The 26,705-nt window shown below is 61.3% G+C and carries 27 protein-coding genes; 19 read left to right on the top strand and 8 right to left on the bottom strand.

Going from position 1 to position 26,705, the window contains the following annotated elements; translation table 11 throughout:
• Positions 1–17: 17 nt before the first annotated feature.
• Complete coding sequence (locus tag D3Y59_RS14440; RefSeq protein ID WP_119445682.1) at positions 18–686, top strand: hypothetical protein; 669 nt, start codon at positions 18–20, stop codon at positions 684–686.
• Positions 687–743: 57 nt separating this feature from the next.
• On the opposite strand, the gene D3Y59_RS14435 is transcribed toward D3Y59_RS14440, so the two are convergent.
• Together D3Y59_RS14435 and D3Y59_RS14430 are read right to left on the bottom strand one after the other, a co-directional pair.
• On the bottom strand, positions 744–1,376 hold the full coding sequence (locus D3Y59_RS14435; protein WP_119445681.1) for a porin family protein: 633 nt from the start codon (positions 1,374–1,376) through the stop codon (positions 744–746).
• Between the two features lie 121 nt (positions 1,377–1,497).
• Positions 1,498–2,121: a porin family protein gene (locus tag D3Y59_RS14430; protein WP_119445680.1), complete on the bottom strand. Its 624-nt coding sequence runs from the start codon at positions 2,119–2,121 to the stop codon at positions 1,498–1,500.
• A gap of 269 nt (positions 2,122–2,390) precedes the next feature.
• Here D3Y59_RS14430 and D3Y59_RS14425 point away from each other — a divergent pair, with 269 nt between their 5' ends.
• The 6 genes from D3Y59_RS14425 (at position 2,391) to D3Y59_RS14400 (ending at position 10,604) form a co-directional block, all read left to right on the top strand.
• On the top strand, positions 2,391–3,014 hold the full coding sequence (locus D3Y59_RS14425) for a DUF4159 domain-containing protein (RefSeq protein ID WP_119445679.1): 624 nt from the start codon (positions 2,391–2,393) through the stop codon (positions 3,012–3,014).
• 82 nt (positions 3,015–3,096) lie between these two features.
• A complete protein-coding gene (locus tag D3Y59_RS14420) occupies positions 3,097–4,083 on the top strand; it encodes an AAA family ATPase (protein WP_119445678.1) in 987 nt (328 codons plus the stop codon).
• A gap of 11 nt (positions 4,084–4,094) precedes the next feature.
• Positions 4,095–4,976, top strand: coding sequence for a DUF58 domain-containing protein (locus D3Y59_RS14415; RefSeq protein ID WP_240410382.1), 882 nt, complete (start codon positions 4,095–4,097; stop codon positions 4,974–4,976).
• Positions 4,977–5,038: 62 nt separating this feature from the next.
• Complete coding sequence (locus tag D3Y59_RS14410; protein WP_262696957.1) at positions 5,039–6,589, top strand: BatA domain-containing protein; 1,551 nt, start codon at positions 5,039–5,041, stop codon at positions 6,587–6,589.
• A complete protein-coding gene (locus D3Y59_RS14405; protein WP_119445676.1) occupies positions 6,586–8,808 on the top strand; it encodes a hypothetical protein in 2,223 nt (740 codons plus the stop codon). Before D3Y59_RS14410 ends, D3Y59_RS14405 begins: the two co-directional genes overlap by 4 nt.
• Before the next feature lie 14 nt (positions 8,809–8,822).
• Entirely contained in the window at positions 8,823–10,604 is a 1,782-nt protein-coding gene (locus tag D3Y59_RS14400) for a hypothetical protein (RefSeq protein ID WP_162910805.1), read from the top strand.
• 15 nt (positions 10,605–10,619) lie between these two features.
• Here D3Y59_RS14400 and D3Y59_RS14395 read toward each other — a convergent pair whose 3' ends face one another.
• Together D3Y59_RS14395 and D3Y59_RS14390 are read right to left on the bottom strand one after the other, a co-directional pair.
• The gene (locus D3Y59_RS14395) at positions 10,620–10,826 is read right to left on the bottom strand and encodes a hypothetical protein (RefSeq protein WP_162910804.1); all 207 of its coding nucleotides are present in this window, start codon (positions 10,824–10,826) and stop codon (positions 10,620–10,622) included.
• A 170-nt stretch (positions 10,827–10,996) separates the two neighbouring features.
• Complete coding sequence (locus tag D3Y59_RS14390; protein WP_119445673.1) at positions 10,997–11,263, bottom strand: hypothetical protein; 267 nt, start codon at positions 11,261–11,263, stop codon at positions 10,997–10,999.
• Between the two features lie 139 nt (positions 11,264–11,402).
• On the opposite strand from D3Y59_RS14390, the gene D3Y59_RS14385 reads away from it, so the two are divergent.
• The 3 genes from D3Y59_RS14385 (at position 11,403) to D3Y59_RS14375 (ending at position 14,086) form a co-directional block, all read left to right on the top strand.
• Positions 11,403–11,990: an RNA polymerase sigma factor gene (locus tag D3Y59_RS14385; RefSeq protein WP_119445672.1), complete on the top strand. Its 588-nt coding sequence runs from the start codon at positions 11,403–11,405 to the stop codon at positions 11,988–11,990.
• Positions 11,991–12,045: 55 nt separating this feature from the next.
• Positions 12,046–13,191 (top strand): S1 family peptidase, encoded by a 1,146-nt coding sequence (locus tag D3Y59_RS14380; protein WP_119445671.1) that lies wholly within the window; start codon positions 12,046–12,048, stop codon positions 13,189–13,191.
• Positions 13,192–13,333: 142 nt separating this feature from the next.
• Positions 13,334–14,086: a hypothetical protein gene (locus tag D3Y59_RS14375; RefSeq protein WP_162910803.1), complete on the top strand. Its 753-nt coding sequence runs from the start codon at positions 13,334–13,336 to the stop codon at positions 14,084–14,086.
• Positions 14,087–14,154: 68 nt separating this feature from the next.
• Here the strand turns inward: D3Y59_RS14375 and D3Y59_RS14370 are convergent, their stop codons facing one another.
• The gene (locus tag D3Y59_RS14370; RefSeq protein ID WP_119445669.1) at positions 14,155–15,000 is read right to left on the bottom strand and encodes a hypothetical protein; all 846 of its coding nucleotides are present in this window, start codon (positions 14,998–15,000) and stop codon (positions 14,155–14,157) included.
• Between the two features lie 191 nt (positions 15,001–15,191).
• On the opposite strand from D3Y59_RS14370, the gene D3Y59_RS14365 reads away from it, so the two are divergent.
• The 4 genes from D3Y59_RS14365 (at position 15,192) to D3Y59_RS14350 (ending at position 17,426) form a co-directional block, all read left to right on the top strand.
• Complete coding sequence (locus D3Y59_RS14365) at positions 15,192–15,764, top strand: DUF4142 domain-containing protein (RefSeq protein WP_119445668.1); 573 nt, start codon at positions 15,192–15,194, stop codon at positions 15,762–15,764.
• A 38-nt stretch (positions 15,765–15,802) separates the two neighbouring features.
• Positions 15,803–16,066 carry a hypothetical protein gene (locus tag D3Y59_RS14360; protein ID WP_119445667.1) on the top strand — a complete coding sequence of 88 codons (264 nt, stop codon included), beginning with the start codon at positions 15,803–15,805 and terminating at the stop codon, positions 16,064–16,066.
• A gap of 35 nt (positions 16,067–16,101) precedes the next feature.
• On the top strand, positions 16,102–16,797 hold the full coding sequence (locus D3Y59_RS14355; RefSeq protein ID WP_119445666.1) for a DUF4142 domain-containing protein: 696 nt from the start codon (positions 16,102–16,104) through the stop codon (positions 16,795–16,797).
• Between the two features lie 179 nt (positions 16,798–16,976).
• Positions 16,977–17,426 (top strand): RidA family protein, encoded by a 450-nt coding sequence (locus tag D3Y59_RS14350; RefSeq protein ID WP_119445665.1) that lies wholly within the window; start codon positions 16,977–16,979, stop codon positions 17,424–17,426.
• Positions 17,427–17,433: 7 nt separating this feature from the next.
• Here the strand turns inward: D3Y59_RS14350 and D3Y59_RS14345 are convergent, their stop codons facing one another.
• On the bottom strand, positions 17,434–17,868 hold the full coding sequence (locus D3Y59_RS14345; RefSeq protein WP_162910802.1) for a hypothetical protein: 435 nt from the start codon (positions 17,866–17,868) through the stop codon (positions 17,434–17,436).
• Positions 17,869–18,000: 132 nt separating this feature from the next.
• On the bottom strand, positions 18,001–21,018 hold the full coding sequence (gene uvrA / locus D3Y59_RS14340; protein ID WP_119445663.1) for an excinuclease ABC subunit UvrA: 3,018 nt from the start codon (positions 21,016–21,018) through the stop codon (positions 18,001–18,003).
• Between the two features lie 255 nt (positions 21,019–21,273).
• On the opposite strand from uvrA, the gene D3Y59_RS14335 reads away from it, so the two are divergent.
• From D3Y59_RS14335 to D3Y59_RS14325, 3 genes are all read left to right on the top strand, one after another.
• Positions 21,274–21,789, top strand: a complete 516-nt coding sequence (locus D3Y59_RS14335; protein ID WP_119445662.1) for a hypothetical protein — start codon at positions 21,274–21,276, stop codon at positions 21,787–21,789.
• A 111-nt stretch (positions 21,790–21,900) separates the two neighbouring features.
• Entirely contained in the window at positions 21,901–22,149 is a 249-nt protein-coding gene (locus D3Y59_RS14330) for a hypothetical protein (RefSeq protein ID WP_119445661.1), read from the top strand.
• 207 nt (positions 22,150–22,356) lie between these two features.
• Positions 22,357–22,659 carry a hypothetical protein gene (locus D3Y59_RS14325; protein WP_162910801.1) on the top strand — a complete coding sequence of 101 codons (303 nt, stop codon included), beginning with the start codon at positions 22,357–22,359 and terminating at the stop codon, positions 22,657–22,659.
• Positions 22,660–22,715: 56 nt separating this feature from the next.
• Here the strand turns inward: D3Y59_RS14325 and asnS are convergent, their stop codons facing one another.
• Complete coding sequence (gene asnS / locus D3Y59_RS14320) at positions 22,716–24,110, bottom strand: asparagine--tRNA ligase (RefSeq protein ID WP_119445659.1); 1,395 nt, start codon at positions 24,108–24,110, stop codon at positions 22,716–22,718.
• A 281-nt stretch (positions 24,111–24,391) separates the two neighbouring features.
• Here asnS and rpoN point away from each other — a divergent pair, with 281 nt between their 5' ends.
• Together rpoN and D3Y59_RS14310 are read left to right on the top strand one after the other, a co-directional pair.
• Positions 24,392–25,969 (top strand): RNA polymerase factor sigma-54, encoded by a 1,578-nt coding sequence (gene rpoN, locus D3Y59_RS14315; RefSeq protein WP_119445658.1) that lies wholly within the window; start codon positions 24,392–24,394, stop codon positions 25,967–25,969.
• An 85-nt stretch (positions 25,970–26,054) separates the two neighbouring features.
• Positions 26,055–26,681, top strand: a complete 627-nt coding sequence (locus D3Y59_RS14310; protein WP_119445657.1) for a hypothetical protein — start codon at positions 26,055–26,057, stop codon at positions 26,679–26,681.
• Positions 26,682–26,705 lie beyond the last annotated feature (24 nt).

The raw sequence follows: 26,705 nt of genomic DNA, 5'->3' as shown, positions 1-26,705 counted from the left end.
CGGCTTTTTGCTTGCCTATGCTGCGTATCTCTATTCTGTTACTTGCTTTGATGGCGTTGGCGCCGGCCCTTGCGCAACGCAAGTTGCCGCCCGATTCGCTTCGGTGGCAGGATACCAAACCCACCGCAAGTTTTGGTCTGGGTACCATGGTTGTTGCTGCCGACGGACGTACCATTCGGGCTTTTTTACCCTGGAAAGAGCTAGGGTACGAAGGCACGGTACCCTACCGCAACTCCAGCCCTGAGGTACGCCCATTTCCGGAGCCGGCCTTTGCCAAAGTAGAAAAGCTGCATTCCATGACGGTGCGCGGCAATTACTTTGAAACCATGCGCTTGCCCAACGACGCACACCCACAAATAATGGCCCGCCGCGTGGTGGATGGACCCGTAGAGCTGTTTGCGTACGTTGATGCCAAGGTGTTTCCGGTACCGCTTATGGGCGTAGGTGTTGCGGCACTCACGGGGGCCCTAAGTGGAATTCCGGACTGCACATGGTATGTACGGCACAACAACAAATTGGAGCGCGTGCGCCGCAAAGACTTTCAGGAGCAAATGAGCACCTACACGCAGGACTGCTTGGCTGTGAAGGAACAGATTCTGCAAGGCGCGAAAGGGTTTCGCTATGGCGATATGCCTAACATCGTCAGCCTCTACAACCAACACCTGCAGGAGCAGGCAGCAAAATAAACTAGCACAAAAAAGCCCGGCCTAGGTGGCCGGGCTTTTTTGGTGGGTTGGCAGCTGTTACTTGTTGCTCATCCGGATGGCGAGGTAGCCCTGGAACACGCGGTTTTTCAGGCGCGGGTCGTTGGCGCTGCGAATGTCATCGAAGTCCTCGACGTTGCTCAGGCCCGAGTTGAAGCGGCCACCTAGGGAAAGGTTCTTGGTCACTTCCAACTCGAGGCCAGCGCACAGGCTGTAGTCCTGCTTCTTGTACTGGTCGGTTACTTGGCCGCTCAGGTTACTGTATTGGGCCTGCCCAGTGGGCGAGTAGCCCGTCAGGAACACGCCGGCCTCTTTGGCCGTGAGCAGCACCCCAAACTGCGGCCCGCCTTGCAGGTGCACGGGGCCAATTTTCACGTCGAGCAGCAAGGGCAGGTTGAGGTAGTGCAGCTTGGTTTCGTAGGCCTCCTGCCCGCCCTTAAACTCGCCGCCTTGCAGCGAGTACAGCAGCTCGGGCCGCAGAGAGAGCGGGCCGATGATGTTGTAATTGTAGAAGACGCCGGCGTGGTAGGTGATTTTGTAATCCGACTTGGCCGATATCCGTTCGCCGTCGAGCACAGCGGCGTTGGCCCCGCCCTTCACGCCGAAATACTGGGCTTGGGCGGCGGCACCCGTAAACACGCTCAGCAGCAACAACAGCAGGATTTTTTTCATGGCGAAAACGACGCGAGAGGTAAGAAAGCGTCGCAAGTTCCGGCGCTGCGGCCGCCTTTACAATAGCATGTTTGGGTGAGCCCCGCCACTTGGCCCTGGGTACCGCGGGCGGCCGAGCCACCTAGGGCAGCTGAAAGGCTACAAAACCTTGCACCACGCGGTTGCGCAGCCGCTCGTCGTTGAGGCCGGTAATGCGGTTGGCATCGTTCACGTCGCTGAGGCCAGCCACAAACCTAGCGCCCACCGACAAGCCGCCGATGAGCTTAAAGCCTGCACCTACGCACAGGCTCATGTCGGTTTTCTCGTAGCGGCTCCAAGCGTCGCGGGCGCGCGAGGCCACTACGGCCGCGCCGTTCTCATCTTCGCCCACCACTACCTCGCCCTCTTCGCGGGCTTTCAGCAAAAAGCCGAATTGCGGACCGGCCTCTACGTAGGCCCGGGCAATGCGCACTTTGGCCACCAGCGGTGCGTAGAGGTAGTGCAGCTTGGTATCGAAGTTAGTAACGGCCGACTTGAAGCTGCCGCCCTGCAACGAGTACTGCAACTCGGGCTGAATGGAGACCGGACCTAGGATTTTGGTTTCGTAGAAAACACCTACGTGGTGCGTGGTTTTGAATTTGGTGCGGGCCGAAAGGTTGTCGCCGTCGAGCACGGCGGCGTTCAGGCCCGCTTTCACGCCGAGTTGGGCATGGGCCGAGCCGGCGACGAGCAGGCCGCCCAGCAGTATTAAAGCAGTACGTTTCATAGCGGTGAGGTAAGCGGAGCGAAGAGAGTTCGTGTACGTACGCAGCACTGCGCCAAGCGGCTGAACACTAGCACAAAACCCAGGCTATTGCAGGATGCCGCGGGCACCCAGGCGGCAGTTGTGCCGATTTTGCTTTCGGGCTTGCCCTCGGATGGTTACTTTGCCGGTGGCCGCGCCTGCTGTAGAACGAAAATGTTGCAGGCGGCCGTACGTCCTGCCTAGGTTAGCTTGTGTCATTGGCGGCAATACCCGCCGCGTTACTACTTCCCGTGCCCACTCCTTTCACCTTCGTGCGTCTCAGCTACCGTTCCGGCGACTGGGATGCCGTAGACGAACGCATGCCCGCCAACCTGCTGCACTCGCTTATCGAGTACACCACCGTGAAGGTGAACCTCAAGGAGAAGGTGGTGGCTCTTGATTCGCCAGAGCTATTCAATTACCCGTTTTGCTACCTCTCGGGTCACCGGCTGGTGCAGTTTACGGCAGCCGAAAAGAAAAACTTTACGCAATACGTGCGCAACGGCGGCTTTGTGTTCGTCGACGACTGCAACCACGACATCGACGGGCTGTTTGCCCGCTCGTTTGAGGAGCAAATGCGCCAATGCTTTGGGGCCGGCGCCCTCAAAAAGCTGCCCAACTCGCACCCCATCTACTCGCAGTTTTTCAAGTTCAAGGACGGGCCACCGGCCACCACCTTTGAGCTGAACGGCTGGGGCGACGACCTGATTCATGACTACCTCAAGGCCGTAGAAATAAAGGGCCGCATCGGGGTGCTGTATTCCAACAAGGATTACGGCTGCGAGTGGGACTACGACTTCCGCAACAAACGCTTTCTGGCCGAAGACAACACCAAGTTCGGCGTCAATATTCTGCTGTATGCCCTCACGGCGTAACTCGCGCCGCTAGCCCATCAACCTGCCCTCACCAGTGTCTGCCTCTACAACCCAAACCGCTTCGCTTACCTCTTCTGCTCGCATGACGGAACAAGAACTCCACCACCTGCTCGATAAGCTACCTCGCCTGCGTCAGGAAATCGGCAAAGTAATCGTGGGCCAGCACGAGGTACTCGACGAAGTACTAGTAGCCCTGCTAGCCGGCGGCCACGCGCTACTCGAGGGCGTACCGGGCCTCGCCAAAACCCTGCTGGTGCGCACCTTGGCCGCCGCTACCGATTTGTCGTTCCGCCGCATTCAGTTCACGCCCGATCTGATGCCCACCGACATTTTGGGCACTGAGATTCTGGAGGAAGACCACGCCACCGGGCACCGCTCGTTTCAGTTCATGCGCGGGCCCGTGTTTGCCAACCTCGTACTGGCCGACGAAATCAACCGCACGCCGCCCAAAACCCAGGCGGCGCTGCTCGAGGTGATGCAGGAATTTGAGGTGACGTACGCCGGCCAAACGCACCCGCTGCCCGACCCCTTCTTCCTGCTGGCCACGCAAAACCCCATCGAGCAGGCCGGCACCTACCCGCTGCCCGAAGCCCAGCTCGACCGCTTTTTGCTGTATATCCGCATCGGCTACCCCTCGGAGCAAGAGGAGCTGGCCATTCTGCAGGGCACCACGGGCACCGCAGTGGGCCACCCCGAGCCGGTAATTGGCGCCGTGGAGTTGCGCCAGTTGCGGCAGCTGGTGCGCGAGGTAAGCATCAGCCCCGAGCTGCTGCTGTACGTAACGCGCCTGGTGCGTGCCACGCGCCCGGCCGGCTCGCCGGTTAAGTTTATTCAGGATTACGGCCGCTGGGGTGCGGGCCCGCGGGCCGGGCAAGCCTTGGTGCTGTGCGCCAAAGCCCGCGCGCTGCTGCACGGTCGCTTTGCGGCTACCGCCGAGGATATCCGCCAATTGGCCGCGCCGGTACTGCGCCACCGGTTGCTGCTGAACTTTCAGGCCGAAGCCAACCGCCTCACGCCCGACGATGCGGTGGCCGCTATGTTGAAAGAACTGCCCATCGGCAACGCTTAACCCCTGCTGCCGTGCTCGACGCCGCTGCCTTGCTTGCCCTGCGCAACTTGCCCCTCGTGGCCCGCCTGATTGCCGAGGGCGGGCAGGCTGGCCTGCACCCCAGCCGCCGGCGCGGCGCAGGTATGGAGTTCAGCCAGTACCGCCCCTACCAACCCGGCGACGACCTGCGCCGCCTCGACTGGCGCCTGGCCGCCCGCTCCGACCGTTACTACATTCGCGAGTCGGATGTGGATACGCGCCTGACTGTAAGGCTGGTGCTCGATGCCAGCGCCTCCATGAACCACCCCGACAGTGCCGGCGTGAGCAAGCTTGATTACGCGCGCCTGCTGCTGGCGGGCTTGGCCTACGTGGCGCAGCAGCAAGGCGATGCCGTGGGCTTGTACGCCGTGCAAGCTACCGGCTTGCAAACCGTGCCGCCGCGCTCCGACGCCGGCCAGCTGCAGCGCCTCTACCACGCCCTAGGTGCCGTGCAAGCCGCGGGCTCGTTGCCAGGCGTGCCCACCCTTGCGCCGCTGTTTGGGCGGCAAGGCGCCACGATAACCGTAGTGGTTAGCGACTTGTACGACCTGGAAGAAGGCTCGCAGCTGGAGCAAATCCTGACGCACTTGCGCGCAGCCGGCGGCGATGTAGTGGTGCTGCACCTGCTTGCGCCCAACGAGCTGACGCTGGATTACCCCAATGCCGCTACGCTCGAAGACTTGGAAACCGGCCAACGCATGCAGCTCGACCCTGCCCAGCGCCCCGAGTACCAACGGCAGCTCGAAGACTGGTTGCGCCGCACCGAACAATCGGTGCGCGGCCATGGCCTCGATTACTTCCGCCTGCTTACCGACGAGCCACCGGATCAAGCGTTGCGGCAGGTGCTGCGCCGCCGCCAGGGTGCTCCCGTCTGACCCCCTAGGCAAGCATCCTTGCCTAGGGCTCTACCGTCTGTTACCTGCTTATTTCGCCTGCTTTGCTCACGTTCGCCAATCCTGCTGCCTTGCTTGCCCTTGCCGGGTTGCTGGTGCCGCTGGCCATCCACCTCTGGAACCGGCGCCCCGGCCGGGTGGTACCGGTGGGCGCATTGCGCTGGCTTACACCGGGTGCCAACCGCCGCATGCGGCAGCTGCACCTCACGCAGTGGCCTTTGCTGCTGCTGCGCCTGGCTTTGCTAGGGCTGTTGGGGCTAGCCATTGCCGGCCCTCGGTGGAGCAAGCCCGCTCCGCCACTGCGCCCGCAGGTGCTGCTGAGCCCCGGCGTGCTGGCCTCGCCCGCGTGGCCACTGCTGCTGCCCACGCTCGATTCGCTGCGCCGCAGCGGGGCCGAGCTGCGTTACCTAGGCGCTGGTTTTCGGCTGCTGCCCGACTCGTTGCCGCAGGCGCCTGCTCCGGCGGTAGCCCAGCAAGCTGCTTCGGAGTGGTATTGGGGCCGTGCTGCCCAAGCCGCCGACAGCTTTCCGAACCGGCCGCTGCGCATCTACACCACTGCCGAAGCCAAGCACTTTCGGGGTACCCGCCCGCTGCTGCCGGCGCGTGTGCGCTGGCAAACCGTGCCGGCTGCCGCCGATAGCGGCGCGTGGGTGCAAGCGGCCGTGCGCCCCGTGCCCGATTCGCTTCGGCTAGTAGTTGGCTACGGCAGCAACACGCGCACCATCTTCCGCAACTACCGCCAGGCCTGGCCCGCACAGCTGCCGCACGCACTACCGCTGCCCGGCTTGCCGGCCATGCAATTGGTGCAGCAAGGCCGCCGGTATGTGGTGCAGCCGCAGCAGCCAGATTCGGCCAAGCCAGCCACACAAGCCAACGTAATTGTTCAGAAGCCGCTGCGGGTGGCCGTTTACTTCGACGCGCGCACCCACACCGAAGACGCCCGCTACGCACGCGCAGCACTGCGGGCGGCCGCGTCGGCTTTTCCGGCGGGCATGCAGTTGCAGGTAAGCTCAACTCTCCCGTCCGACTCACTTGATTGGCTTATCTGGCTGAGCAACTCGCCGGCGCCGGCTGCCGTGCGTGCCCAGATAAACCAAGGCCTTAACCTGCTGCAAACAGCCGGCAGGCAGGCACAAGCAGTAGCCACCAGCTTCAGCCCGGGCGCTTACGCCACGGCGGCGCAGCTTTTCCGCCGCGCGGTGGCTACGCCCCTAGGTGCCCGAAGCCAAGTGCTGTGGCGCGATGCCGCAGGGCAGCCATTGCTCGTGCGCCAACCAGCAGGCCGCGGGGCCGAGTACCGCCTGCTCACGCGCGTGCATCCGCAATGGAGCAGTCTGCCTACCGATGGTCAGCTGCCCGAGGTGCTGCTCAACCTCATGACTCCGGATGCGCACCTAGGCGCCATCAACGATTTTCGCCAGCTTGACGCCGCGCAAGTGCTGGCCCACGCTTCGGCCGACACACCCGAGAGAAACCTACAACCCGCTACCCGCTACGCCGATTTGCAACCGTGGGTAGCCCTAGCCGCCGGGCTACTGTTTGGTCTTGAGCGGCTATTCGCGCGTCGTCGAACCTCAACCGCCACAGCCGCATGAGCACCGTTCAGGAGCACTACTCGCAAGTAGCGCAGGCGCAGGCCGAGTTGGCCCGCGTGCGGCGCCAGCACCTAGGGCGCGCTGCTCTCTCGATTGGCTTACTTGGCGCGGGCGCATTGCTGGCTTTGCTGGGCGCCGCGCACCATTGGCCGCAAAGCCGCGCGCTGTGGCTGGGTGTTGGGGTAGCGGTATTGGGGTTGGTGGCGGTTGCACTGTGGCGCTTGCAGCGCTTCGGCTTGGCGCACCTCGCGCAGCGCCTCGATCGGCGTTTTCCGGAACTGGAAGACAGCACCGGCCTGCTCCTAGCCGAACCCAGTGGCTTTTTGGCCCGCCTGCAACAAGAACGCATTGCCGAACGCCTGGTGCACCTGCCGCTGCCCGCAGCGCTGCGCGTGCCGTGGGCACCTAGGGCCGGCGTAGCTGCCGGCCTGGCAGCCTTAGGTGCAGCGCTTTGGCTGTGGCCCGCAGCGCAGGCGCAACCGACTGCGCCGCGGCTGCAGCTGCAATTCCCGACCGCCACGGCCCAGGCGGCACCAGCGCCTGCAGCGCCGCGCCTGCTCGCAACCACGGTGCAGGTGCTGCCGCCGGCTTACACGCGCCAAGCGGTTTTTGCCCCCGAAGCGCTGTCGTTCCGCTGCCCCGAGGGCTCTACCGTTCGCTGGACGCTGCGCACCGATAAACCCGCCAAGGCCTCGGAACTGCTCGTTGCGGGGCAGCGGCCGGTGTCGTTCCGGGCGGCAGCTAGTCAGCCCAACCAATACGTGGCCGAGTTTCGCATCAGCAAATCAACGATTTACCGCGTGCGGTTTGCGGGACAAGAGTCGGAGGATTACGCCATTGAGGTAGTGCCCGACCGCGCGCCTACGCTCAAAATGCTTTCGCCGAAGCCTTACACGCTGGTGGAGTACGGCCGCCGGCCTGAGGTAGCCGTGCGCGTAGCCTTGCAGGATGATTACGGCCTAACCCGCGCCCGGCTAGTGGTAACTACTGCCCAAGGCTCGGGCGAAGGCGTGAAATTTACGGAGCACATCCGCGACCTGAGCGCGGCCCTAGGCAACAAACCCCGCCAGCACACGGGCAGCGTTACGCTGCGCCTGCCCACCTTGGGCCTCACCTACGGCGACGAGCTGTACGTGTACGCCGAGGCCTGGGACAACGCCGGCCACCGCGCCCGCACCGACGCCGCCTTGGTGCAGTGGGAAGACACGGCCGCTACCAGCGGCCCGGCTGCTATTTCGTTGGGCGTAAACCAAATGCCGGCCTACTTCCGCAGCCAGCGCCAGATCATCATCGATACCGAAAAGCTGATAGCGCTGCGCCGCAAGCTGCCCGCTGCCGAGCTGCAAAGCCGCGCCAACAACCTAGGCGACGACCAGAAGATGCTGCGCCTGCGCTACGGCAAGTTTTTGGGCGAAGAATCGGAAAAAGGCATCACCGAAACCTCCACCCGCCCGCCCATTGCCGAAGAAGGCGAAGCAGAGGAGGAAGAGAAGCACAGCGACGACGATGGGCACGACCACGGCCACGAGCACCTGCCCATTGCCGGCGAAGGCGCGCCCAGCACCGAAGCCCTGACGCAACCCTACATGCACTTGCACGAGGACGAAGAAACCGCTGATTTTTTGGAGCCGCAGGTAAAAACCAAGCTGCGCGCCGTGCTCAACCAAATGTGGGAAGCCGAGCTGCGCCTGCGCCTGTCTCAGCTCAGCGAGGCCCTGCCGTTTGAGTACCGCGCGCTGCGGTTGCTGAAGGAAGTGCAGCAGCAAACCCGCCTGTACGTGCGCAAATCCGGCGTCGATTTGCCGCCGCTACCCGAGGCCGAAAAGCGCCTATCGGGCGATGTAAGCGCGGTGCAGCCACCCACCCGCCAAGCCCAACGCACACCGCCGGCCACGCAGCCGGCCGTGCGCACGGCGCTGGCGCAAATAGCCGCGTACCGCGCCGGCCAGCGCCCCACCGCTGCCGACCTAGGCCGCTTGCAACCGGCCGTCACCTTGCTAGGTCAAGCGGCGCTTAGCCAACCCAGCGCCTCGCTGGCAACGCTACGCGCCTGGCGCCAAGTGCTGCAGCAAGTACGCATCGGCCAGCAACCCGCCCCCGCCGATTTGGCGGCCGTGGAGCGCGCCCTTACCAACCTGCTGCCCGCCCCCAGCGCGCCGCCGGTGCGGCCGCCGGTGGGCTCCATGTCGCGCCGTTACTTTCAAGAGCTTAACCGCTAGCCAGCTGTACTAGCATGATGTCGACGCCCCTTTCGTACGCGCACCTTCTCCTTTGCCTGTTGCTGGCGGGCTTGCTCGGGTGGCAAGCGTTGCGCTACCGGGGGTGGCGCCGCATAGCCAGGTTAGCGGCGGGCTTGGTAGCCGCCGCAGCGTTGTGGTTTAGTGCCTACCCGCCGCAGCGCACCATAACCGTAGCAGCGCCCGATGCAGCCATTGTACTTACCGAGCATTACCAGCCCGATACCTTGCAACGCCTGCTGCGCGCCCTAGGTCCGGTACCGGTGTTGCGTTACCGCACGGGCAGCCCCGCCGCCGACACGGCTAGCTTGTCGTCGTTGGCGGCTTTGCCCGAAGCTTACCCGCAGGTGCGGCAGCTGCACGTGCTGGGCGTGGGGCTACCCAAAGCCGACTTGCCAACGTTGCCCGCATCGGTAAAGCTGATACCGCATGGCTACGCCCCTACCGGTTTCAACGCAGGTAGTTGGCCAGATAAATTGGTGCTTGGCACTGCCTTGCGCGTCGAGGGCAGCTTCAATCACCTAGGCAAAGGCCCGGTGTGGGTACGCCTGGAGGAGGCCGGCGCCGTGCGCGATTCGGTGCAGCTAAACTCGGGCAGCGGCGCTTTTTCGCTTAGCTACACACCGCGCCGCGCTGGCCGGCTGCTTGCCCGGCTTTCGGCCCGGCAAGGCAGCAAACTACTGGCCGCCGAGCCGATACCCACCCAAGTCGAAGCCGCTCGGCCGCTGCGCGTGCTGCTGCTTGCCGGTTCTCCTTCGTTCGAGCTTAACCTGCTGAAAACCCGTTTGGGCGAGCAAGGCCACCACGTTGCGCTGCGCGTAAGCGTTGGCCGCGGGCTGCAGCAAACCGATTTCATCAATCACGCGCAGGTAAGCCTGGGTCAGCTGACCGCCCCGCTGCTTGCCGCGCACGATGTGCTGGTAGCCGATGCCGATGCGCTAAATATCCTCTCGGGTACCGAGGCCCGGGCCCTAGGTGCAGCAGCCAGCAACGGCTTGGGCGTGGTGCTGCTCACCCCAACCGAACTGCCGCGCAGCCTGCCGGGCCGGGCGCAGTTTGCTTTGCAAAGTCGCCCGTCCGCAGTGGCTGAGCGGCCGCAGCAACTGCATTGGCCCACGGGCAGCGGCCAAACCCTACTGCCTGCTTTGCTACGCCCCTCGGTGCGCCTGCAGCCGCTAATTACGTCCGCCCGGCCCACCGAAGTGGTAGCAGCAGCCCACCGCGTGGGTTGGGGCACCGTGGTGGTGAGCACCGCCGCCAACACCTACCGGTGGCAACTAGCCGGCACCACCGCTACCTACGACGGCTACTGGAGCCGCCTGCTAACCGCAGCCGCTCGCCCCGCCGAACTCGCAGCCGAATGGGCAGCTGCAGCTTGGCCACAACCCCATCGGCCTGCCGAGCTGCGGCTCACCACGTATACCTCGGCTCGCCAGAGCCAGGCTCGCGTGCTCGATGCCCAAGGTAACGCGGTGCAGGTAGCCTTAGGTCAGCATCCCAACCGGGGCGCTGTGTGGCAAGGCAGCTACTGGCCTGCTAGCGCAGGTTGGCACACCGTTAAGGCTGCGGGGCAAGCTGCCGGCGCCTTCTACGTGTATACGCCGCGCGATTGGCTAGCCGCGCAAGCTGCCGAGCGCTACGTGGCGGCGCAACAATGGCGCGGCGGCGCGGCCTTTTCTTCGCTCCCGCAACAGCGCCACGAGCCTTGGCCTGCAGGCTGGTTCTTCGCATTGTTTCTAGTGGCCGCGGGTGTGCTGTGGCTCGATGAAAAACGCTAGCCCCGCAGCGGAATATTAGTACCTGATATACGGGTGCCCGCACAGTTTCGGGTCGTGGGCCTCGCCCACCAGGTAGCTGCCTATTTGCAGCACGTTGGCGGTGGGCAGCACCTGTGGTTCTTCGCGGTGCTCAAGGGTATCGGCCAGAATGGGGCAGCTGGTGTGGTGGGGGTTGGCCAGCGCATTGCTCGGCTCGTTTGGCACTGTAACCAGATCAGACATTAACAAACAATGCTTGGTGCTGGTGGCCAAGATACACAACTACTTGAGATATGCTCAGCTCGACTATTGAGAATGAGCACCTTTGGATAACAAAAGCGGCCCGGCTTTCTCCGCAGAGAAAACCGGGCCGCCCGAAAGCTAGCGGGCCAGCGCTGGGCTGGCCGGCCGCACTACTGTTGGGTAGTGGTGGTAGCTTCGGTGGTCGTGGTGGTGGTAGCAGCACCAGCTTCCGTCGTGGTGGCAGCGCCAGCCTCGGTGGTAGCAGCAGCAGCCGAATCAGCCGGAGCAGCCGTAGCATCAGCAGCAGGAGCCGTGGTCTCAGCCGTGGTGGTTTCGGTGGTGGTGGTAGCTTCGGTGGTCTCAGCAGCCTTCTCGCCGCCGCACGAAGCGAGGCTAACTACAGCGAACAGAGCGGCAACTTTGAGCAGATTTTTCATCTGTGTGGTAAGTTTGAAAATGTTGGGTCTGAAAAACGCCCTTCATACCGCAGATCGAGAGAGGTAACCCATCGGTAGAAAAAATTTATTTGTTGGGTTACCGCAGCGGAGGCAAAGTATTAAGAACGAGTAACTGCGCATGGGCAAGGCACAGCCTTCTATTACCGACGAGGAGCTGGTGGCGGGTATCCGCCGCGGCGACGACCGGGCACTGGCACACCTGTACCGCCTCTACCTGCCGATGGTCATTCATTTGGTAACGCACAACAGCGGAACCGAGGACGAGGCCAAGGACATTTACCAGGAGGGCGTGATGGTGTTTTACGAGAAAGTACGCGAGGGCACGCTCGAGCTGAGCTGCCAGATTAAAACGTACCTCTACGCCGTGTGTCGCCGGTTGTGGCTGAAGCGGTTGGCCGAGAAAGGCCGCTACGGCGGCCGCCTCGACGACCACGAACCGTACCTCGAAACGGGGGCCGAGGCCGACCTGGCCGAAGCCGAACAGCGCGATCAGCAATTCGCTGTAATGAGCGAAGCGCTGTTGCGCCTAGGTGAGCCGTGCCGCTCGTTGCTGGAGGGCTTTTACCTCCTCGACAAGTCCATGCAGGAACTCACGGCGGAACACGGCTATACCAACGCCGACAACGCCAAGAACCAGAAGTACAAATGCCTCGTGCGTTTGAAAAAGTTGTTTTTCCAGCAATACAAAGAAGAACCGCTTCCCTAGCAAACGCACTTGTTCTTTCTCTCCTTCTGGCGGGAGCAACACCCGCCCTATTGTTATGAAAACCGAAGCAGATTATTACGCCCTGTTCGAGCGCTACCTCAGCAATGAGCTGGCGCCGCCGGCGCGGGCCGAGCTGGAGCAGCGCCTCGCTGCCGATCCGGTTTTGGCCGGCCGTCTGGCCGAGTTTCGGCAGCTTACGGGCACGCTGCAGAGCTACGGGCAACGGCTGCATCTGAGTGAGCGGCTGCGCACACTGCAGGCCGAAATCGACGCGGAGCAGGAAACCACTGTGGAAACGGGCCGGCCCGAAATGCCGGTAATGCGCATATCGCGCACCGAGCAGTGGCTGCGCAATTTTTGGCACGGGCACCGCGCTACCATGGCGGTAGCCGCGGCCGTGGCCGTACTGGCTGTGTTCACCACGCTCCTAGGTATGGAGTGGTGGAAAGCCCGCCAGCAGCCTTCGGTGTACGGCTACGCCACCTTGCGCCGCGAGGTCGACCGCATCAAGAAGAACCAGCGCACCATGAACCAGGCCATTACCCAAATTGGCGCGCGCTCCGGCTCGGAGCAGCCCAACCTGGGCAAGTTCAGCGGCACGGGCTTCGCGCTGACGTCGGATGGCTACCTCGTGACGAGCTACCACGTAATTCAGGGGGCCGACTCGCTGCTGATCGAAAGCCGCGACCGGCAGCGCTACCGCGCCCAGCCCGTGTTTACCGACGTGGCTCACGACCTGGCCATCTTGCGCGTCACCGACGCACGCTTTACCGGCTTCGGCCGCTTGCCCTACGCCTTTAAGCGCCGCCAGGCCGACCTAGGCGAACGGGTTTACACGCTGGGCTACCCGCGCGAAGACGTGGTGTACGGCGAAGGCTCCTTGAGCGCCCGCAGCGGTTTTGAGGGCGACTCGGGCTTCTACCAAATCAGCATTCCCGTGAACCCCGGCAACTCGGGCGGCCCTGTGCTCGACGACCGCGGCAACCTAATCGGCGTAATCAGCGGCCGGCAGATGGACGTGCAAAGCGCCGCGTTTGCCACCAAGTCGTCGTACCTCATGCGCCTGGTCGATTCGCTTTCGGCTGCCGGTGCCGCGCCGGGCTACAACGTGCCGCGCCAAAACCAGCTGGCCGGCCAATCGCGCCCGCAGCAGCTGCGCAAACTCCAGGATTTCGTGTTTGTTGTGAAGGTGTTCGAATAGAACTGACTGGCTGAGCCCGCAAACAAAAAGCGGCACCGCCCTGACCTAGGGCGGTGCCGCTTTTTTGTGGATGGCAAGTATAAATGGCAGTGTCTGTACTCCATTGCACTACCAACTTCACAATCAGTAATGAACGCTTGCAATGCGTTCAGGATGCGTGTTAATCAAAGCAGATGAAGCTTCGGAAAATATTATATTATATCGCTTTATTATAAACCAAATATGTACTGTATATTTCGCCGCCAACGTAATTTTTCACCCATTATCTCTCCACCAAATGCAATTCTCTACTTTGTTTTACCGTAGCAGTTTGATGCTCGGGCTGATGCTGTCGGCTGCCTGCAGCAAAAACGAATCCGTGAGTCCTGCCACCGACAACCTCGATGCCGCTACCGCCTTGGTTCAAAGTGCAACTATCGGCGCCTACGACGTTGCTTTTCAAGGAGTAAGCTACGACCGCAACACTACTACCTATACGTATTCTATCCGGCGCACTGGCCCCGCTAGGGCCAACGGGCTTAGCCACTGGATTGTGGCTTTGCCAACAGGCTGCACTCAAGCCGTTACCTTCGCAAACGTAGTAGGAGCTACGCTCGACGGCAGAGCTTACCGTAACCTTGCCAGCAGCGAAGGCCGCGGCACAGGTTGCAGCAGCGCCGTAGGTGCCAATATTCTGAAATTCGACAATTTGCCCTCTACGGTATCCGATGGTGCGGCCCACACTTTCACCTTTACTTTAAACGGGACCTACTACGTTGGCAATGCGGCGTCGTGGGTTAAGTATGGCAACAATTGCCAAGAAGGGCAAGTGCAAGGACCTAGCTGCCAAGCGCCTGGTCCTGGTACCGGTACTGATCCTGGCAGTCTCCCCGGTGAACTTCCTCGCGAGTCTTAATAGCGTTACCCTCAAAAAAGAAGCCCCAGCAATTGCTGGGGCTTCTTTTTTGAGGGTAACGCTGATATTTAGCGCAGCCGAATGGTGCGGGTGCGGCCGTTGATGGTAACAGACGCAATGTTGTCGCAGGCGGCAGTGCCGGCGGGGTCGTAGTTCAGCAGCAGGGTTTTCTCCTTGCTCGTCTTGATTTCGACGGTGCCAGCGGTGAAGAATCGGGCACATCCGCGCTGAAACACCTTTTTCAGCGGCTGCTGAATGGTGGCCACAAACGATACGCCCTTGCGGTTGGTGCCCGTTACGTTGCCGGTTACGCTAAACTCGTCATCAAGCAAGGTGCGGGTGGCTTGGCCGGCGGTTTGCGTGTAGGTGCGCTCGGAGTTCCAGCTGGCCGTGCCGGTGGGTGTGGTGATGCTCGCTTCCTGCACCCGCAGCGTATAGGTGCCGTTGCCGGTGTAGGTAATGATGCGGGTGCCTTTGTGCGGGTTGCCGTTTACGGAGTAGTTCACCTGCGTAACCACCACCGACGCGCCCGGCTGTCGGTGCTGCCCGCTGAATACCGCCACAATTTGCCCGCGGCGCACGCGGCCGTCGCGGCCCACGCAGCCGTTGGGGTCGAAAGTGAGCGTGAGGGTGCGGGTGGCGGCGTCGTAGGTGCGCGTAACGCAGGAGCCACACACCGAGCGCAAGTCGTCGGCGGAGGCGTAGGTGCCGGCAGCGGCTTGGTTTACATCGGCGGGGGCGTTGGCATCGATGTATTCCAGGGTGGCGGCGTCGGAGCCTTCGGCGTCGGCCTGGTCTTCAGCGGAGGTGGTGGTAGCCAGTCCTAGGTCATCTTTGGCGCAGCTGCCGAGGCCGGCAAGCAGGCCCGAGCCAAGGAGTACAGCAAGTGCGGTACGATAGGCGGTGTGTTTCATGATGGAGTTGTGTGGGGTGTAAAATACCGGCTGTTAAGGGCATTAGCAATGGCTTAGAAGGTGCTGCCACGCTGTGGTTTAATGGCTTGGCAGAAAAATTTTCCGGAGGCGGAACTAATTTCTATGAACCGCTTGCGCATGGGTGCGTATAGCCCAGATACCGGACGTGGGCCGGCCCGAATGCACCGATTATGCACCTGCTCAAACAATACTTACCGCTATGCCTCCTAGGTAGCCTGCTGGCTTGTAACTCCGGCAACCGCGACCCAGTGGCCGACGCCAAGTTTGAGAACGAGCAGCGCATCGGCAACGAAGACATAACCAAACGCCAGGAGCAAGACGCCGAATTTTTGGTGGAGGCTACCACCAATGGCTTGCTCGAAGTAGAGCTCAGCAAGCTTGCCCAGTCGAAGGCGACCCGCCCCGAAGTGCGCAACCTGGCCCAACAGCTTATGCGTGGGCACACGGGCATCAACGCCTCGTTGCGCACCTTGGCCGGCCAGAAAAACATTGCCGTGCCCGATGGATTGGGCGGTGACCAGCAGGATCTGTACAAAGAATTGGCAGGCCTGACGGGTGCCGAATTCGACCGCCAATACGTAGAGGAAATTGTGGATGCGCATAGCAACGCCGAAGATGCCTTTGAGGACATGGCCGACGAAGCGTACGACGGCGACATTCGCGCGTTTGCCGCCAAGTACGCGCCCGTGCTCGAGGAGCACCGCAAGCAGGCCGAGCAGGTAGAAGACCAGCTAAAGCCCTAGGCGCCACCGGCCTTTCGTTCACTTTTACTTAGCACCGCATGAAACGCTCAACCCTATGGCTGGCCCTGCTGGCTGGCTCGCTTACCCTAGGTACCGCTTGCTCCGGCAACGACACCCAGCGCACCGACGGCACCGCCGGCGAGGCCGTTTCCAATATGGACAAAGCAGCCGATGAAGGCGGTGTAGAGTCGGAGGCAGTGGTTATCGACAACAACGCCGGCCCCACCGTTTCGGCCGATGCCGACAGCGCAGCCCAGGCCGGCGCCGCCGGCGACACCTCGGGCGCAGCCGCCAACCAATAGTTTTTTCCCTACCCAACCATAACACTGTTTCATTCATGAAAAAGCTACTTCTGCCGGCGCTGCTTAGCGCGGCCCTGCTGGCCGGCACCTCAGCCTGCACCGACAACAAGGGCAGCAACCCCGACACCACTGCCACGGCCAACAACAACGCCGACGACAACGCCATGGGCAACGGCACCAACGGCATGGCCAACGCCTCGAACGACGGCGACACCACCGGCCAGGGCGCGGGCATGTCGGCTGATAGCCGCACTGCCCCGATGGGCATGAACGGCAACAACTCGGGCGAAACCGCACCGCACAAAGACGACCCCGAGTTCATGAAATCAGCCGCGCACAGCGACCAGAACGAGATTCAGCTAAGCCGCCTCGTGCTGGAGAAGGGCGTAACGGGCATGGCCAAGGACCACGCCAACATGATGATTACCGACCACACCAAGTCGACGGCTGACCTGACGGCCATTGCCAAAAAGAAAGGCGTAACCTTGCCCACCGACATGGACGCCGAGCACAAAGCCATTGCCGACGAAATGCGCAAGCTGGGCGGCGAGCAGCTGGCCCAACGCTTTATGCAGCAAATGGTAACCGACCACCAGAAAACCCTGAACACCATGCAGGCTCACCTGCAGATGACCCAGGACGCCGACATCAAGGGCTTCATCACCAAAACCACGCCCGTGATTCAGAAGCACCTCGATACCTCGAAGCAGCACAGCAACATGAAAATGTAAGCTGACTGGCCCTTCGAAGGCTAACAACAAAGCGCCGCCTGCTAACCAGCAGGCGGCGCTTTGTTGTTAGGGCAGCACTAGGCCCGCTCACATACTGATGTGAGTTGGCTTGGTGAGGTGCAACGGTAGCCGGTGCCGATCGACGTTGGGCAGATTCAACCTTCAGTACCTCATCAACTATGAAACGCTTGTTCTTGGCAGCCGCGCTGCTTGGCGGTGCGCAACTTACCTCGGCGCAAACCGCAGCGCCAGCCAAATCACTTAATCGCCAAACTTTTAACCTGCATGCAGCCGGCGAAAACCAATACGGCTATGCGCAAGCCGTACTGGTTGGCAACACCCTGTACATATCGGGCACGGTGCACCCAGGCAAAACCATGGCCGAGCAGGTAGCAGGCATCTACCGAACCCTGGAGAAAACGCTGGCGCACCACGGCCTTGGCTTCCAGCACGTGGTAAAGGAAAACGTGTATACCGTCGACCTAAACGTCTTTCCGCAGGAAAACGAGCTGCGCAAGAAGTACTACAACGGCGTGTACCCCGCCGCTACCTGGGTGGAAGTAAAACGCTTACTGATGCCCTCGGCGTTGGTGGAAATAGAGCTGGTGGCCATGAAGCCTACGCCCTAGGTGTTGCTTACTTAGCTACGCCAACAGGAGCGGCTGCCCACTGCAGCTTGTAAGTGTCGCAGCCCAGGTTGTTGATGTTCATGCGGAAAGTGCCTTTGGCCGCGGCTTTGCCGCTGAACTCGCCTTGCACCTCGAAGCGCCAAGCCGTGCTGCCGCCGTTGGGCGGATCGACGGCCACCCCGGCTACTTTGCCGCCCACGATGTTAAATGCCGAATCGGGCCCCACGGTGGTTTGCTCGAGCTTGCCGCTGCAGCGCCAGTAGCCCGAAAACGTGAGGTCGGAGAGCTTCTTGCCGTCGGGCGACACCACAAAGCTGATTTTGTCGCCCTTCATGCCGTTGCTGATGGTGCCCTCCCATTTGGTGCCTTTTGGCGGCGCTTCTTTGGCGGGGGCATTCATGATGGCAACGGCCAACAGGACAGGGAAGAGTAGATGTTTCACAATAGGTGAGCGGGTGGGTAGGAATGGAAGCACCTAAAATAGGCCGCGCGTAATATTTAGGCAACATAAAAACGCCGCCCCGCCTAAAATTTAACATTGGGCGGGGCGGCAACGCTCTAGGCTTATGCGCAACTAAGCGGCCTCTTCGGCTGCCTTGGGTTTTTCCTCGGCGTACTTGCTCACCTTCAGCTCTTCGGCCAAAAAGCGTGCGGTGTGGCTTTTCTTCACCTTGGCCACTTGCTCGGGCGTGCCTTGGGCCACAATCATGCCGCCGCCGGCGCCGCCTTCGGGTCCTAGGTCGATGATGTGGTCGGCTACCTTAATCAGGTCGAGGTTGTGCTCGATGATGAGTACAGAGTTGCCCTTGTCGGCCAGCTTCTGCAGCACATCCGACAGGTGACGAATGTCCTCGAAGTGCAAGCCGGTGGTGGGCTCGTCGAGGATGTAGAAGGTCTTGCCGGTATCCTTTTTGCTCAGCTCGGTGGCCAGTTTTACGCGCTGCGCCTCGCCCCCGCTCAGCGTGGTAGCCTGCTGACCTAGGGTGATGTAGCCCAAGCCCACATCGGCCAAGGTCTTGATCTTGCGCAAAATACGGGGCTGGTTCTCGAAGAACTCCACGGCCTTCTCAATGGTCATGTCGAGCACATCGGTGATGCTCTTGCCTTTAAAGCGCACCTCCAGCGTTTCGCGGTTGTAGCGGCGGCCCTTGCAGGTTTCGCACTGCACGTGCACATCGGGCAAGAAGTTCATCTCGATGGTGCGCATGCCCGCGCCCTCGCAGGTTTCGCAGCGGCCGCCCTTCACGTTGAAAGAGAAGCGGCCCGGCCCGTAGCCCCGGATTTTGGCCTCGGGCAGGTTGGAGTACAGCTGCCGGATTTCGGTGAACACGCCGGTGTACGTAGCCGGGTTAGAGCGCGGCGTGCGGCCAATCGGCGACTGATCCACCTCGATTACCTTATCGATGTGCTCCAGGCCCTCGATGCTGCCGAATGCCAGCGGCTCGCGCTTGGCGTTGAAGAAGTGACGGTTGAGGATGGGGTACAAGGTATCGTGGATGAGCGACGACTTGCCCGAGCCCGACACCCCCGTAACGGCCACCAGCTTACCCAGGGGCACTTTCAGGGTTACGTTCTTCAGGTTGTGGCCTTTGGCGCCTTTCAGCACCAAATCCTTGCCTTCGCCCTCGCGCTTCTTTTTGCGCAGCTCGATGTGCTTTTCGCCGCTGAGGTACTGCGCCGTGAGCGAGCCGCTGCGCAAGAAAGCGTCGGGCTCGCCTTCGGCTACCACGTGCCCGCCGTGTATGCCGGCCCCGGGACCGATGTCGAGCACGTGGTCGGCATGGACGATCATGTCCTTGTCGTGTTCCACCACAATCACCGAGTTGCCTAGGTCGCGCAGGTGCTTGAGGGCGTTGATGAGGCGTTCGTTGTCGCGCTGGTGCAGGCCAATGCTGGGCTCGTCCATGATGTAGAGCACGCCCACCAATTGGGTACCGATTTGGGTAGCCAAGCGAATGCGCTGCGACTCGCCGCCCGACAGCGTGCGCACCGAGCGGTGCAGGTTGAGGTACTCCAAACCCACCTCCAGCAAGAAGCCGATGCGCTTGCGAATTTCCTTCAGCAGCTCGCGGGCAATCAGGTTCTGGCGTTCCGACAGGCGTTCCTCCAGGCCCTCAAACCAGCGGCTCAGCTCGCCAATATCCATGATCGACAGCTCGCCGATGTGCTTGCCGTCAATCTTGAAGTGCAACGATTCTTTTTTCAGGCGGTGGCCGTGGCACTCGGGGCACTCCACAGCTTGGGTGTACTGCTGAATCCACTCCCGAATGTTCTCCGAGTCGGAATCCATCTGCCGCTGCAGGAAGGGGATAATGCCCTCGAACGGCTCGCTGTACGTGGCTTTTTTCTTGTCGTCGTCCTCGTCTTCGGTTTCGGGCACGCCGTGGAGCAGGCGTTCCACCAGCTCGCGCGGCAGCTTCTCGATGGGCGTGGTCAGCGAAGCCTTGTTCTTCTTCAGAATCAGGTTCAGTTGCTGAAAGATCCAGATGTCGCGGTACTCACCTAGGGGCGCAATGCCGCCGCGGCTGATGCTCAGCTTGGGGTCGGGCATCACGGTTTCCTCGGTAATGCGCTGAATCTCGCCCAGGCCGTTGCAAGTGGGGCACGCACCATAGGGCGAGTTGAAGGAGAAGGTGTTGGGCGCCGGGTCGTCGTAAGCAATGCCGGTGGCCGGGTCCATGAGGAAGCGCGAGAAGAACTGCGTCTTGTTGGCCTCGGTATCGAGCACTAGTGCCGTGCCTTTGCCGTGCGTAAGGGCCGATTGCATCGAGCCCGACAAGCGAAACCGGTCGTCCTCCTTCACCACCAGCCGGTCAATCACGATTTCGATGTCGTGAATCTTGTAGCGGTCGAGCTGCATTTTGGGCGTGATGTCGAGCAGCTCGCCATCGACGCGCACTTTGGTAAAGCCTAGCTTGGCCACCTGCTGAAACAGCTCGCGGTAGTGGCCTTTGCGGCCTTTCACCACCGGCGCCAGCACCACCAGCTTGCGCTGGTCGAAGTGCTTGATGATGTAGTTGATGATCTGGTCGTCGGACTGCCGGATCATCTTCTTGCCCGTTACGTAGCTGAAGGCCTCGGCCGTACGGGCGTAGAACAGGCGCAGGAAGTCGTAGATCTCGGTGATGGTGCCCACCGTGGAGCGTGGGTTGCGCGAGGTCGTCTTCTGCTCGATGCTGATTACCGGCGACAAGCCTTCGATCTTGTCGACATCGGGGCGCTCCAGGCCGCCCATAAACGAGCGGGCGTAGGCCGAGAATGTTTCCATGTAGCGGCGCTGGCCCTCGGCGTAAATGGTATCGAACGCCAACGACGACTTGCCCGAGCCCGAAATGCCCGTGAACACCACCAGCTTGCCACGCGGTATTTGCACCGACACGTTCTTGAGGTTGTGCTCGCGCGCGCCGTACACCTCAATGAAAGGCGCCTCGATGGTAGCCGCCGACGAGTGGTAAGCCGAGCCGTTGGCACCTACCGGCAGGGCAGCCTCGGGCGTTGCAACAGAAACATCCGCAGCCGCCGTAGCCGCTAACGTGGGGGCCGAAGCCGGAGCAACCGCAGCGGCCGAGGCCGCCGATTTTTTCTTAGCCATGCAGTGCGTAGCAGATAAGCCCGCAAAAATACGTGAAATGCCCGCCCGCTGGCTACTCCGAATAGCTTATTTGCCAGTGGCTTTAGCCACAGCGGCCGGGTGCAATAGTACTCAACCGCGTGTTAGGGCTTTTCGTTCGGGCCCTAGGTGCCACGGGTGTTATCTTCGTAATGAGCCTACGCACAATCAGGCCGGCAGTTTGGCCTTGTTCTTGCCCAAGGCTTAGCCTTGTCTTCACCACCAGCATTTCGCGTTATGCAGCGCCTTTCCAAAACCTTGTTCGCCGCCTTGCTTTTGCTGAGCTCGGCCGGCGCCTTTACCGAGGCCAACGCCCAGGTTACCATCAACGTCAACCCGCCGAGCTGGGGGCCTGCTGTGCCCGCCGGCCGCCAGTACTACTACGTGCCCGAGTACGGCGGCTATTACGACGTGCGCGACCGGCAATACATTGTGCAGCGCAGCGGTAAATGGACGCGCCTTCGCTCGCTCAACGGCTACAACCCGGCCAACTTCCACCCCGTGGTAATTGATTACGTGGGCGCTACACCCTGGACGCAGTACTCGCAGCACCGCACGCGCTACGGCCACCCCCACGGCATGCCGCCCGGCCAGGCCAAAAAAATGCGCGGCAATTACCCTGCGCAGCCCGGCGTAATCGTGAACGTACCCGGCGGCGGCCGCTACGACGACGATTACAACGAAGGCCGCGGCCGTGGCAACAAGCACGGCGGTGGCCACCCCGGCAAGGGCCACGGCAAAGGCAAGCACTAAACCGCTGTTTTGCTTCTCGATTTTTGCAGCAAGCCCCGCCCAAACCTAGGCGGGGCTTGTTTGCTTTACGTACCTAGGAGCAACCCGCACCTTAAACCGCCACCCCGCGCCATGCCAACCGAATACCGCCCCATCAGCTGCTCGTTTTACGACGAACTGGAAGCCCGCGCCACCACCGGCCAGCGCTGCACCCTCACCTACCGCACCGAGCCCGACACGCCGCCCAGCACCTACGAGGGCATCATCAAGGAACTCTACATCCGCGAAAAAGTGGAGTACCTGCGCTTGGATGATGGCTTCGAGGTGCGGCTCGACAACCTAGTAGCCGTTGACGACAAGGAGCTGCGGAATTACTGCTGAGCCTGTTGGAGAAGGTTGCTAACTGGCGCTAAGGCGTATCTTCCGCCGCACAAATTCCCTAGGTCATTCATCATGCGCACAAGCAACGGGCTATTGGTAGCAGCGCTGCTGGCAGCAACGCCGGCCCCAAGTATGGCCTGCTCCTGCGTGGAGGTTGGCATCCGCAAAAGCTACCGGCAAGCCGACGTAATATTTGCGGGAACTCTCGTGAGCAAAACGCAAGTGGGCGGGCTGGTGCGGTATATTTTCCGGGTAAAGCATCTTTACAAAGGCTCGGCCCAAACAGATACGCTTTCGGTGCAAAGCAGCGGCAGTTCGGCCGCTTGCGGCAGCAGCTTTAACCTAGACACCGACTACCTAATTTACAGTTGGCTTCGGGATGTTAAACCCCAAAGCATCCTCGACCTGGGGCCGCAAGTCAGTCCTTATTTGTACACCAGTATTTGCTCCCGCAACAAGCCTGATCGGTTCGCGAATTTCTACGAAAAGGCGGTTTTGAAACTCTTGTAAACAGAAAAAGCCAGCGCTACAGCGTGCTGGCTTTTTCGTGTAAAGTTTAGAGCCGCTTAAAATTCCGCGTTTTTCGGGAAGCGCGGGAAGGGAATTACGTCCCGAATGTTCGTCATGCCCGTCACGAACAGCACCAGCCGCTCGAAGCCCAGACCGAAGCCCGAATGCGGGGCCGAGCCAAAGCGGCGCAGGTCGAGGTACCACCACAGGTCTTCTTCGGGCACGTGCATTTCCTGCATGCGCTGCTGCAATTTCCCTAGGTCTTCCTCGCGCTGCGAGCCGCCGATGATTTCGCCGATGCCGGGGAACAGCACGTCCATGGCGCGCACGGTGCGGCCGTCCTCGTCGAGCTTCATGTAGAATGCCTTGATGTCCTTCGGGTAGTTCGTCAGGATTACGGGCTTCTTGAAGTGCTTCTCCACCAAGTACCGCTCGTGCTCCGACTGCAGGTCGGTGCCCCAGTCCACGGGGAATTCGAATTTCTGCTTGGCCGACTTCAGAATTTCCACGGCCTCGGTGTAGGTCAGGCGCTGGAAGTCGTTGTCAATCACGAACTGCAACCGACCTAGGAGTTCCTTGTCGTACTGGTCGTTGAGGAACTGCAGATCGGCGGGGCACTTCTCCAGGGCGTAGCGCACGAGGTACTTCAGGAAGTCCTCTGCCAGGTCCATGTTGTCGTGCAGGTCGAAAAACGCCATTTCCGGCTCAATCATCCAGAACTCGGCCAGGTGCCGGGCCGTGTTGCTGTTCTCGGCCCGGAACGTGGGACCGAAGGTGTACACCTTACCAAGGGCCATGGCAGTTACTTCGCCCTCGAGCTGGCCCGATACGGTGAGGTTGGTGGCCTTGCCGAAAAAGTCTTCCTTGTAATCTACCTGGCCCTGCTCGTTGAGCGGCGGGTTTTGCTCGGGCAGCGTGGTTACCCGAAACATCTGCCCGGCACCCTCGGCATCGGAGCCGGTGATGATGGGCGTGTGCACGTAGAAAAAGCCGCGGTCGTTGAAGTACTGGTGCACGGCAAACGCCAGCGCGTGGCGCAGGCGCAGCACCGCGCCAAAGGTGTTGGTGCGGGGGCGCAGGTGCGCAATTTCGCGCAGGAACTCCAGCGAGTGGCCTTTCTTTTGGAGCGGGTACGTTTCGGGGTCGGCTTTGCCCAATACCTCAATTTCCGTGGCCTGAATCTCAACCGATTGGCCCTTGCCCTGCGAGGCTACCAAGGTGCCGCGCACGGCCACGCAGGCGCCGGTGGCCACGTCCTTCAGCGTTTCCTCCGGAAACTTCTCAGCGTCGGCTACTACCTGCAGATTATTGATCGTGGAGCCGTCGTTTACGGCGATAAACTGCACGTATTTGTTGCCGCGGCGGGTGCGTACCCAACCTTTCACGAGCACTTCGCGGTCTAGCTCTTGGCTAGCCAGCAGCGCCTCTACGCTTGATCTTCTGACGGACATTGTGTTGGCAATGAGAATGAGCGGGCAAAAATAGCGGTAAGTGTCGTAAGCCCGCCATACTACGCCGACGTTAGTTAGCCCGCAGAAGGCGCCGAGGCTTCCGCAGATGACGCAAAGCTCGGCGCCTTCTGCGAAAGCCTCGGCGCCCTCTGCGGGCTAAAGCCACCTGCGCCAAAACAGCCTACGTGCACCAACCTTTGCCCTAAAACCGAAGTACACAAAAGGCTATCTTTGGCAGAAGCGGCGCCCTCCCACGGCAGCCGACGCACGCGTACCGAGTTATGCAACGACTAGACATGAAACAGCTTCTCTCGCAGAAGCTGTCGCCCCAACAAATACAGTTCATCAAGCTGCTGCAGATACCCACCGCAGAGCTGGAGATGCGCATTAAAGAAGAGCTGGAAGCCAACCCCGCGCTCGAAGAAGGCGATGCGGAAGAGGCCGACATGGCCGATGACGATGCCGACGACGATTTCGGCGACGACCAAGACGATACCGACGACACCCCGGCCGAAGGCGAGGAGTACGACAACGACGAGAATATTCTCGACGAAGACTTTGACGAAACGCCGGAGCCCGAGCTGGAAATGCCCCGCGACGAGGACACCAGCGAAACCAAGGACTCGGACGACTTGAACCTCGAAGACTACCTCAACGACGACGAAATAGCCGGCTACAAAATGCAGGGCGATACCGGCGGCGACGAGGAAGAACGCGACATGCCCCTGGCCGACACCGGCAGCACGCTCACCGATTCTCTGTTCGAGCAGTTGCGCTTTATGGACCTCGACGAAAAGCACGAGGCCATTGGCCGCCAGCTCATTGGCTCCATTGATGCCGACGGTTACATCCGCCGCGACCTAGGAGCCATTGCCAACGACCTGGCTTTTTCGCAAAACATCGAAGCCACCGAGGCCGAAATTGAACAGGCCTTGCGCTTAATTCAGACGTTTGACCCGCCCGGCATTGGCGCGCGCGATTTGCGCGAGTGCCTGCTGCTGCAGCTCGACCGCCGCCCCCACGACGACGTGGTGGAGCACGCGCAGCGCATTCTGGAGGAAACCTTCGACGAGTTCACGAAGAAGCACTACCCCAAAATTCAGCAGCGCCTCGACCTGACCGACGAGGAAATTAAGGAAGCTATCGGCCTGATTCTGAAACTTAACCCCAAGCCAGGCGGCTCCGACCCTACCGGCGGGGGCCGGGTGCAGTACATCATCCCCGACTTTATCCTGACGAACGACAACGGCGAGCTGCACCTCACGCTAAACGCGCGCAACGCGCCCGACCTGCGCGTGAGCCGCGACTACCAAGAAATGTTTCAGGCCTACGACAAGGGCGCCAAGAAGGACAAGAAGCTGAAGGAAGCCGTGACCTTTGTGAAACAGAAGCTCGACGCGGCCAAGTGGTTTATCGACGCCATCAAGCAGCGCCAGCAAACCCTGCTGCGCACCATGGATTCCATTGTGCGCTACCAGAAAGATTTCTTCCTGGAAGGCGACGAGAGCAAGTTGCGGCCCATGATTCTGAAGGACATAGCCCAGGAAATTGGCATGGATATCAGCACCGTGTCGCGCGTGGCCAACTCCAAAGCCGTGCAGACGGAGTTTGGCATTTATCCTCTTAAGTACTTTTTCTCGGAGGGCATTGCTACCGACTCGGGCGAGGACGCGTCGAGCCGCGAGGTGAAGCACATTCTGAAAGAAATCATTGAGGCCGAAGACAAGCGCCGCCCGCTCTCCGACGACAAGCTGGAAAAGATGCTGAACACCCGCGGCTACAACATTGCCCGCCGCACCGTGGCCAAATACCGCGAACAGCTGAACATTCCGGTAGCACGTTTGCGCAAAGAGCTATAATAAGTTAAGGACGAAGGAGGAATGAGAAAGGACGAGCCAAGTGGGCAGTCCGCTTCGTTTCTGCTTTTTCATTCTTCCTTTTTCATTGAAAAACCGCTTGGCCTTCGGTCTGTCGGCTGTGTTTCATCCGCTGCTGGTGCCCACTTACCTGGTGCTGATGTTGGCCTATGGTATGCCAACGGCACTGCTGCCCCTGGCAACGGAGGCACGCTGGCAACTGACGCTGTGGGTGTGGCTGCTTACGTTTTGGCTGCCAGGCCTGGGCACGTGGCTGCTGTACCGCGCCGGGCGCATTAGTTCGGTTGAGCTATACGAACGTCGCCAACGCCCCGTGCCCTTGTTGCTTACAGCCCTAGGTTTCGGGGCGGCCACGGCACTGTTGGGCAGCACGGCAGCTTACCGAGCCCCGCTGCTGTTGCTAATGCTCGGCAGCATTACGCTGGCCGTTGTGCTCACGCTGGGCATCACGCTGCGCTGGAAAATATCGGCGCACGGCGTCGGCATGGGCGGTGCGTTGGGCCTGCTGCTACTGCTGGTGCTGGGCCCCTACCCCATCGGCTCCTGTGGCCCTAGGTGGCTGCTGGCCGCGGGCGGGGTGGCAGCCGCCGTGAGCTGGGCCCGCCTGGCGTTGCGGGCGCACACGCCGGCGCAGGTTGCTGCAGGGCTGGGCCTCGGGGCCGCAGTGGCCCTAGGTGCCGGCTGGCTAGTGTAGGCCGATGCCCGTGCTCGGCGGCAG

The sequence above is a fragment of the Hymenobacter oligotrophus genome, from assembly GCF_003574965.1.
GTDB classification, from domain to species: domain Bacteria; phylum Bacteroidota; class Bacteroidia; order Cytophagales; family Hymenobacteraceae; genus Solirubrum; species Solirubrum oligotrophum.
The sequence above is the reverse complement of the archived record's forward strand: the minus strand, read 5'-3'. Positions and strand labels throughout refer to the sequence as shown.

Excerpts from the sequence above, each read along its gene's own strand:
- D3Y59_RS14440 (WP_119445682.1), top strand. The coding sequence starts at position 18 with ATGCTGCGTATCTCTATTCTGTTACTTGCTTTGATGGCGTTGGCGCCG.
- D3Y59_RS14435 (WP_119445681.1), bottom strand. The coding sequence starts at position 1,376 with ATGAAAAAAATCCTGCTGTTGTTGCTGCTGAGCGTGTTTACGGGTGCC.
- D3Y59_RS14430 (WP_119445680.1), bottom strand. The coding sequence starts at position 2,121 with ATGAAACGTACTGCTTTAATACTGCTGGGCGGCCTGCTCGTCGCCGGC.
- D3Y59_RS14420 (WP_119445678.1), top strand. The coding sequence starts at position 3,097 with ATGACGGAACAAGAACTCCACCACCTGCTCGATAAGCTACCTCGCCTG.
- D3Y59_RS14405 (WP_119445676.1), top strand. The coding sequence starts at position 6,586 with ATGAGCACCGTTCAGGAGCACTACTCGCAAGTAGCGCAGGCGCAGGCC.
- D3Y59_RS14400 (WP_162910805.1), top strand. The coding sequence starts at position 8,823 with ATGATGTCGACGCCCCTTTCGTACGCGCACCTTCTCCTTTGCCTGTTG.
- D3Y59_RS14395 (WP_162910804.1), bottom strand. The coding sequence starts at position 10,826 with ATGTCTGATCTGGTTACAGTGCCAAACGAGCCGAGCAATGCGCTGGCC.
- D3Y59_RS14390 (WP_119445673.1), bottom strand. The coding sequence starts at position 11,263 with ATGAAAAATCTGCTCAAAGTTGCCGCTCTGTTCGCTGTAGTTAGCCTC.
- D3Y59_RS14385 (WP_119445672.1), top strand. The coding sequence starts at position 11,403 with ATGGGCAAGGCACAGCCTTCTATTACCGACGAGGAGCTGGTGGCGGGT.
- D3Y59_RS14380 (WP_119445671.1), top strand. The coding sequence starts at position 12,046 with ATGAAAACCGAAGCAGATTATTACGCCCTGTTCGAGCGCTACCTCAGC.
- D3Y59_RS14375 (WP_162910803.1), top strand. The coding sequence starts at position 13,334 with ATGCGTTCAGGATGCGTGTTAATCAAAGCAGATGAAGCTTCGGAAAAT.
- D3Y59_RS14370 (WP_119445669.1), bottom strand. The coding sequence starts at position 15,000 with ATGAAACACACCGCCTATCGTACCGCACTTGCTGTACTCCTTGGCTCG.
- D3Y59_RS14365 (WP_119445668.1), top strand. The coding sequence starts at position 15,192 with ATGCACCTGCTCAAACAATACTTACCGCTATGCCTCCTAGGTAGCCTG.
- D3Y59_RS14360 (WP_119445667.1), top strand. The coding sequence starts at position 15,803 with ATGAAACGCTCAACCCTATGGCTGGCCCTGCTGGCTGGCTCGCTTACC.
- D3Y59_RS14355 (WP_119445666.1), top strand. The coding sequence starts at position 16,102 with ATGAAAAAGCTACTTCTGCCGGCGCTGCTTAGCGCGGCCCTGCTGGCC.
- D3Y59_RS14350 (WP_119445665.1), top strand. The coding sequence starts at position 16,977 with ATGAAACGCTTGTTCTTGGCAGCCGCGCTGCTTGGCGGTGCGCAACTT.
- uvrA (WP_119445663.1), bottom strand. The coding sequence starts at position 21,018 with ATGGCTAAGAAAAAATCGGCGGCCTCGGCCGCTGCGGTTGCTCCGGCT.
- D3Y59_RS14335 (WP_119445662.1), top strand. The coding sequence starts at position 21,274 with ATGCAGCGCCTTTCCAAAACCTTGTTCGCCGCCTTGCTTTTGCTGAGC.
- D3Y59_RS14330 (WP_119445661.1), top strand. The coding sequence starts at position 21,901 with ATGCCAACCGAATACCGCCCCATCAGCTGCTCGTTTTACGACGAACTG.
- asnS (WP_119445659.1), bottom strand. The coding sequence starts at position 24,110 with ATGTCCGTCAGAAGATCAAGCGTAGAGGCGCTGCTGGCTAGCCAAGAG.
- rpoN (WP_119445658.1), top strand. The coding sequence starts at position 24,392 with ATGCAACGACTAGACATGAAACAGCTTCTCTCGCAGAAGCTGTCGCCC.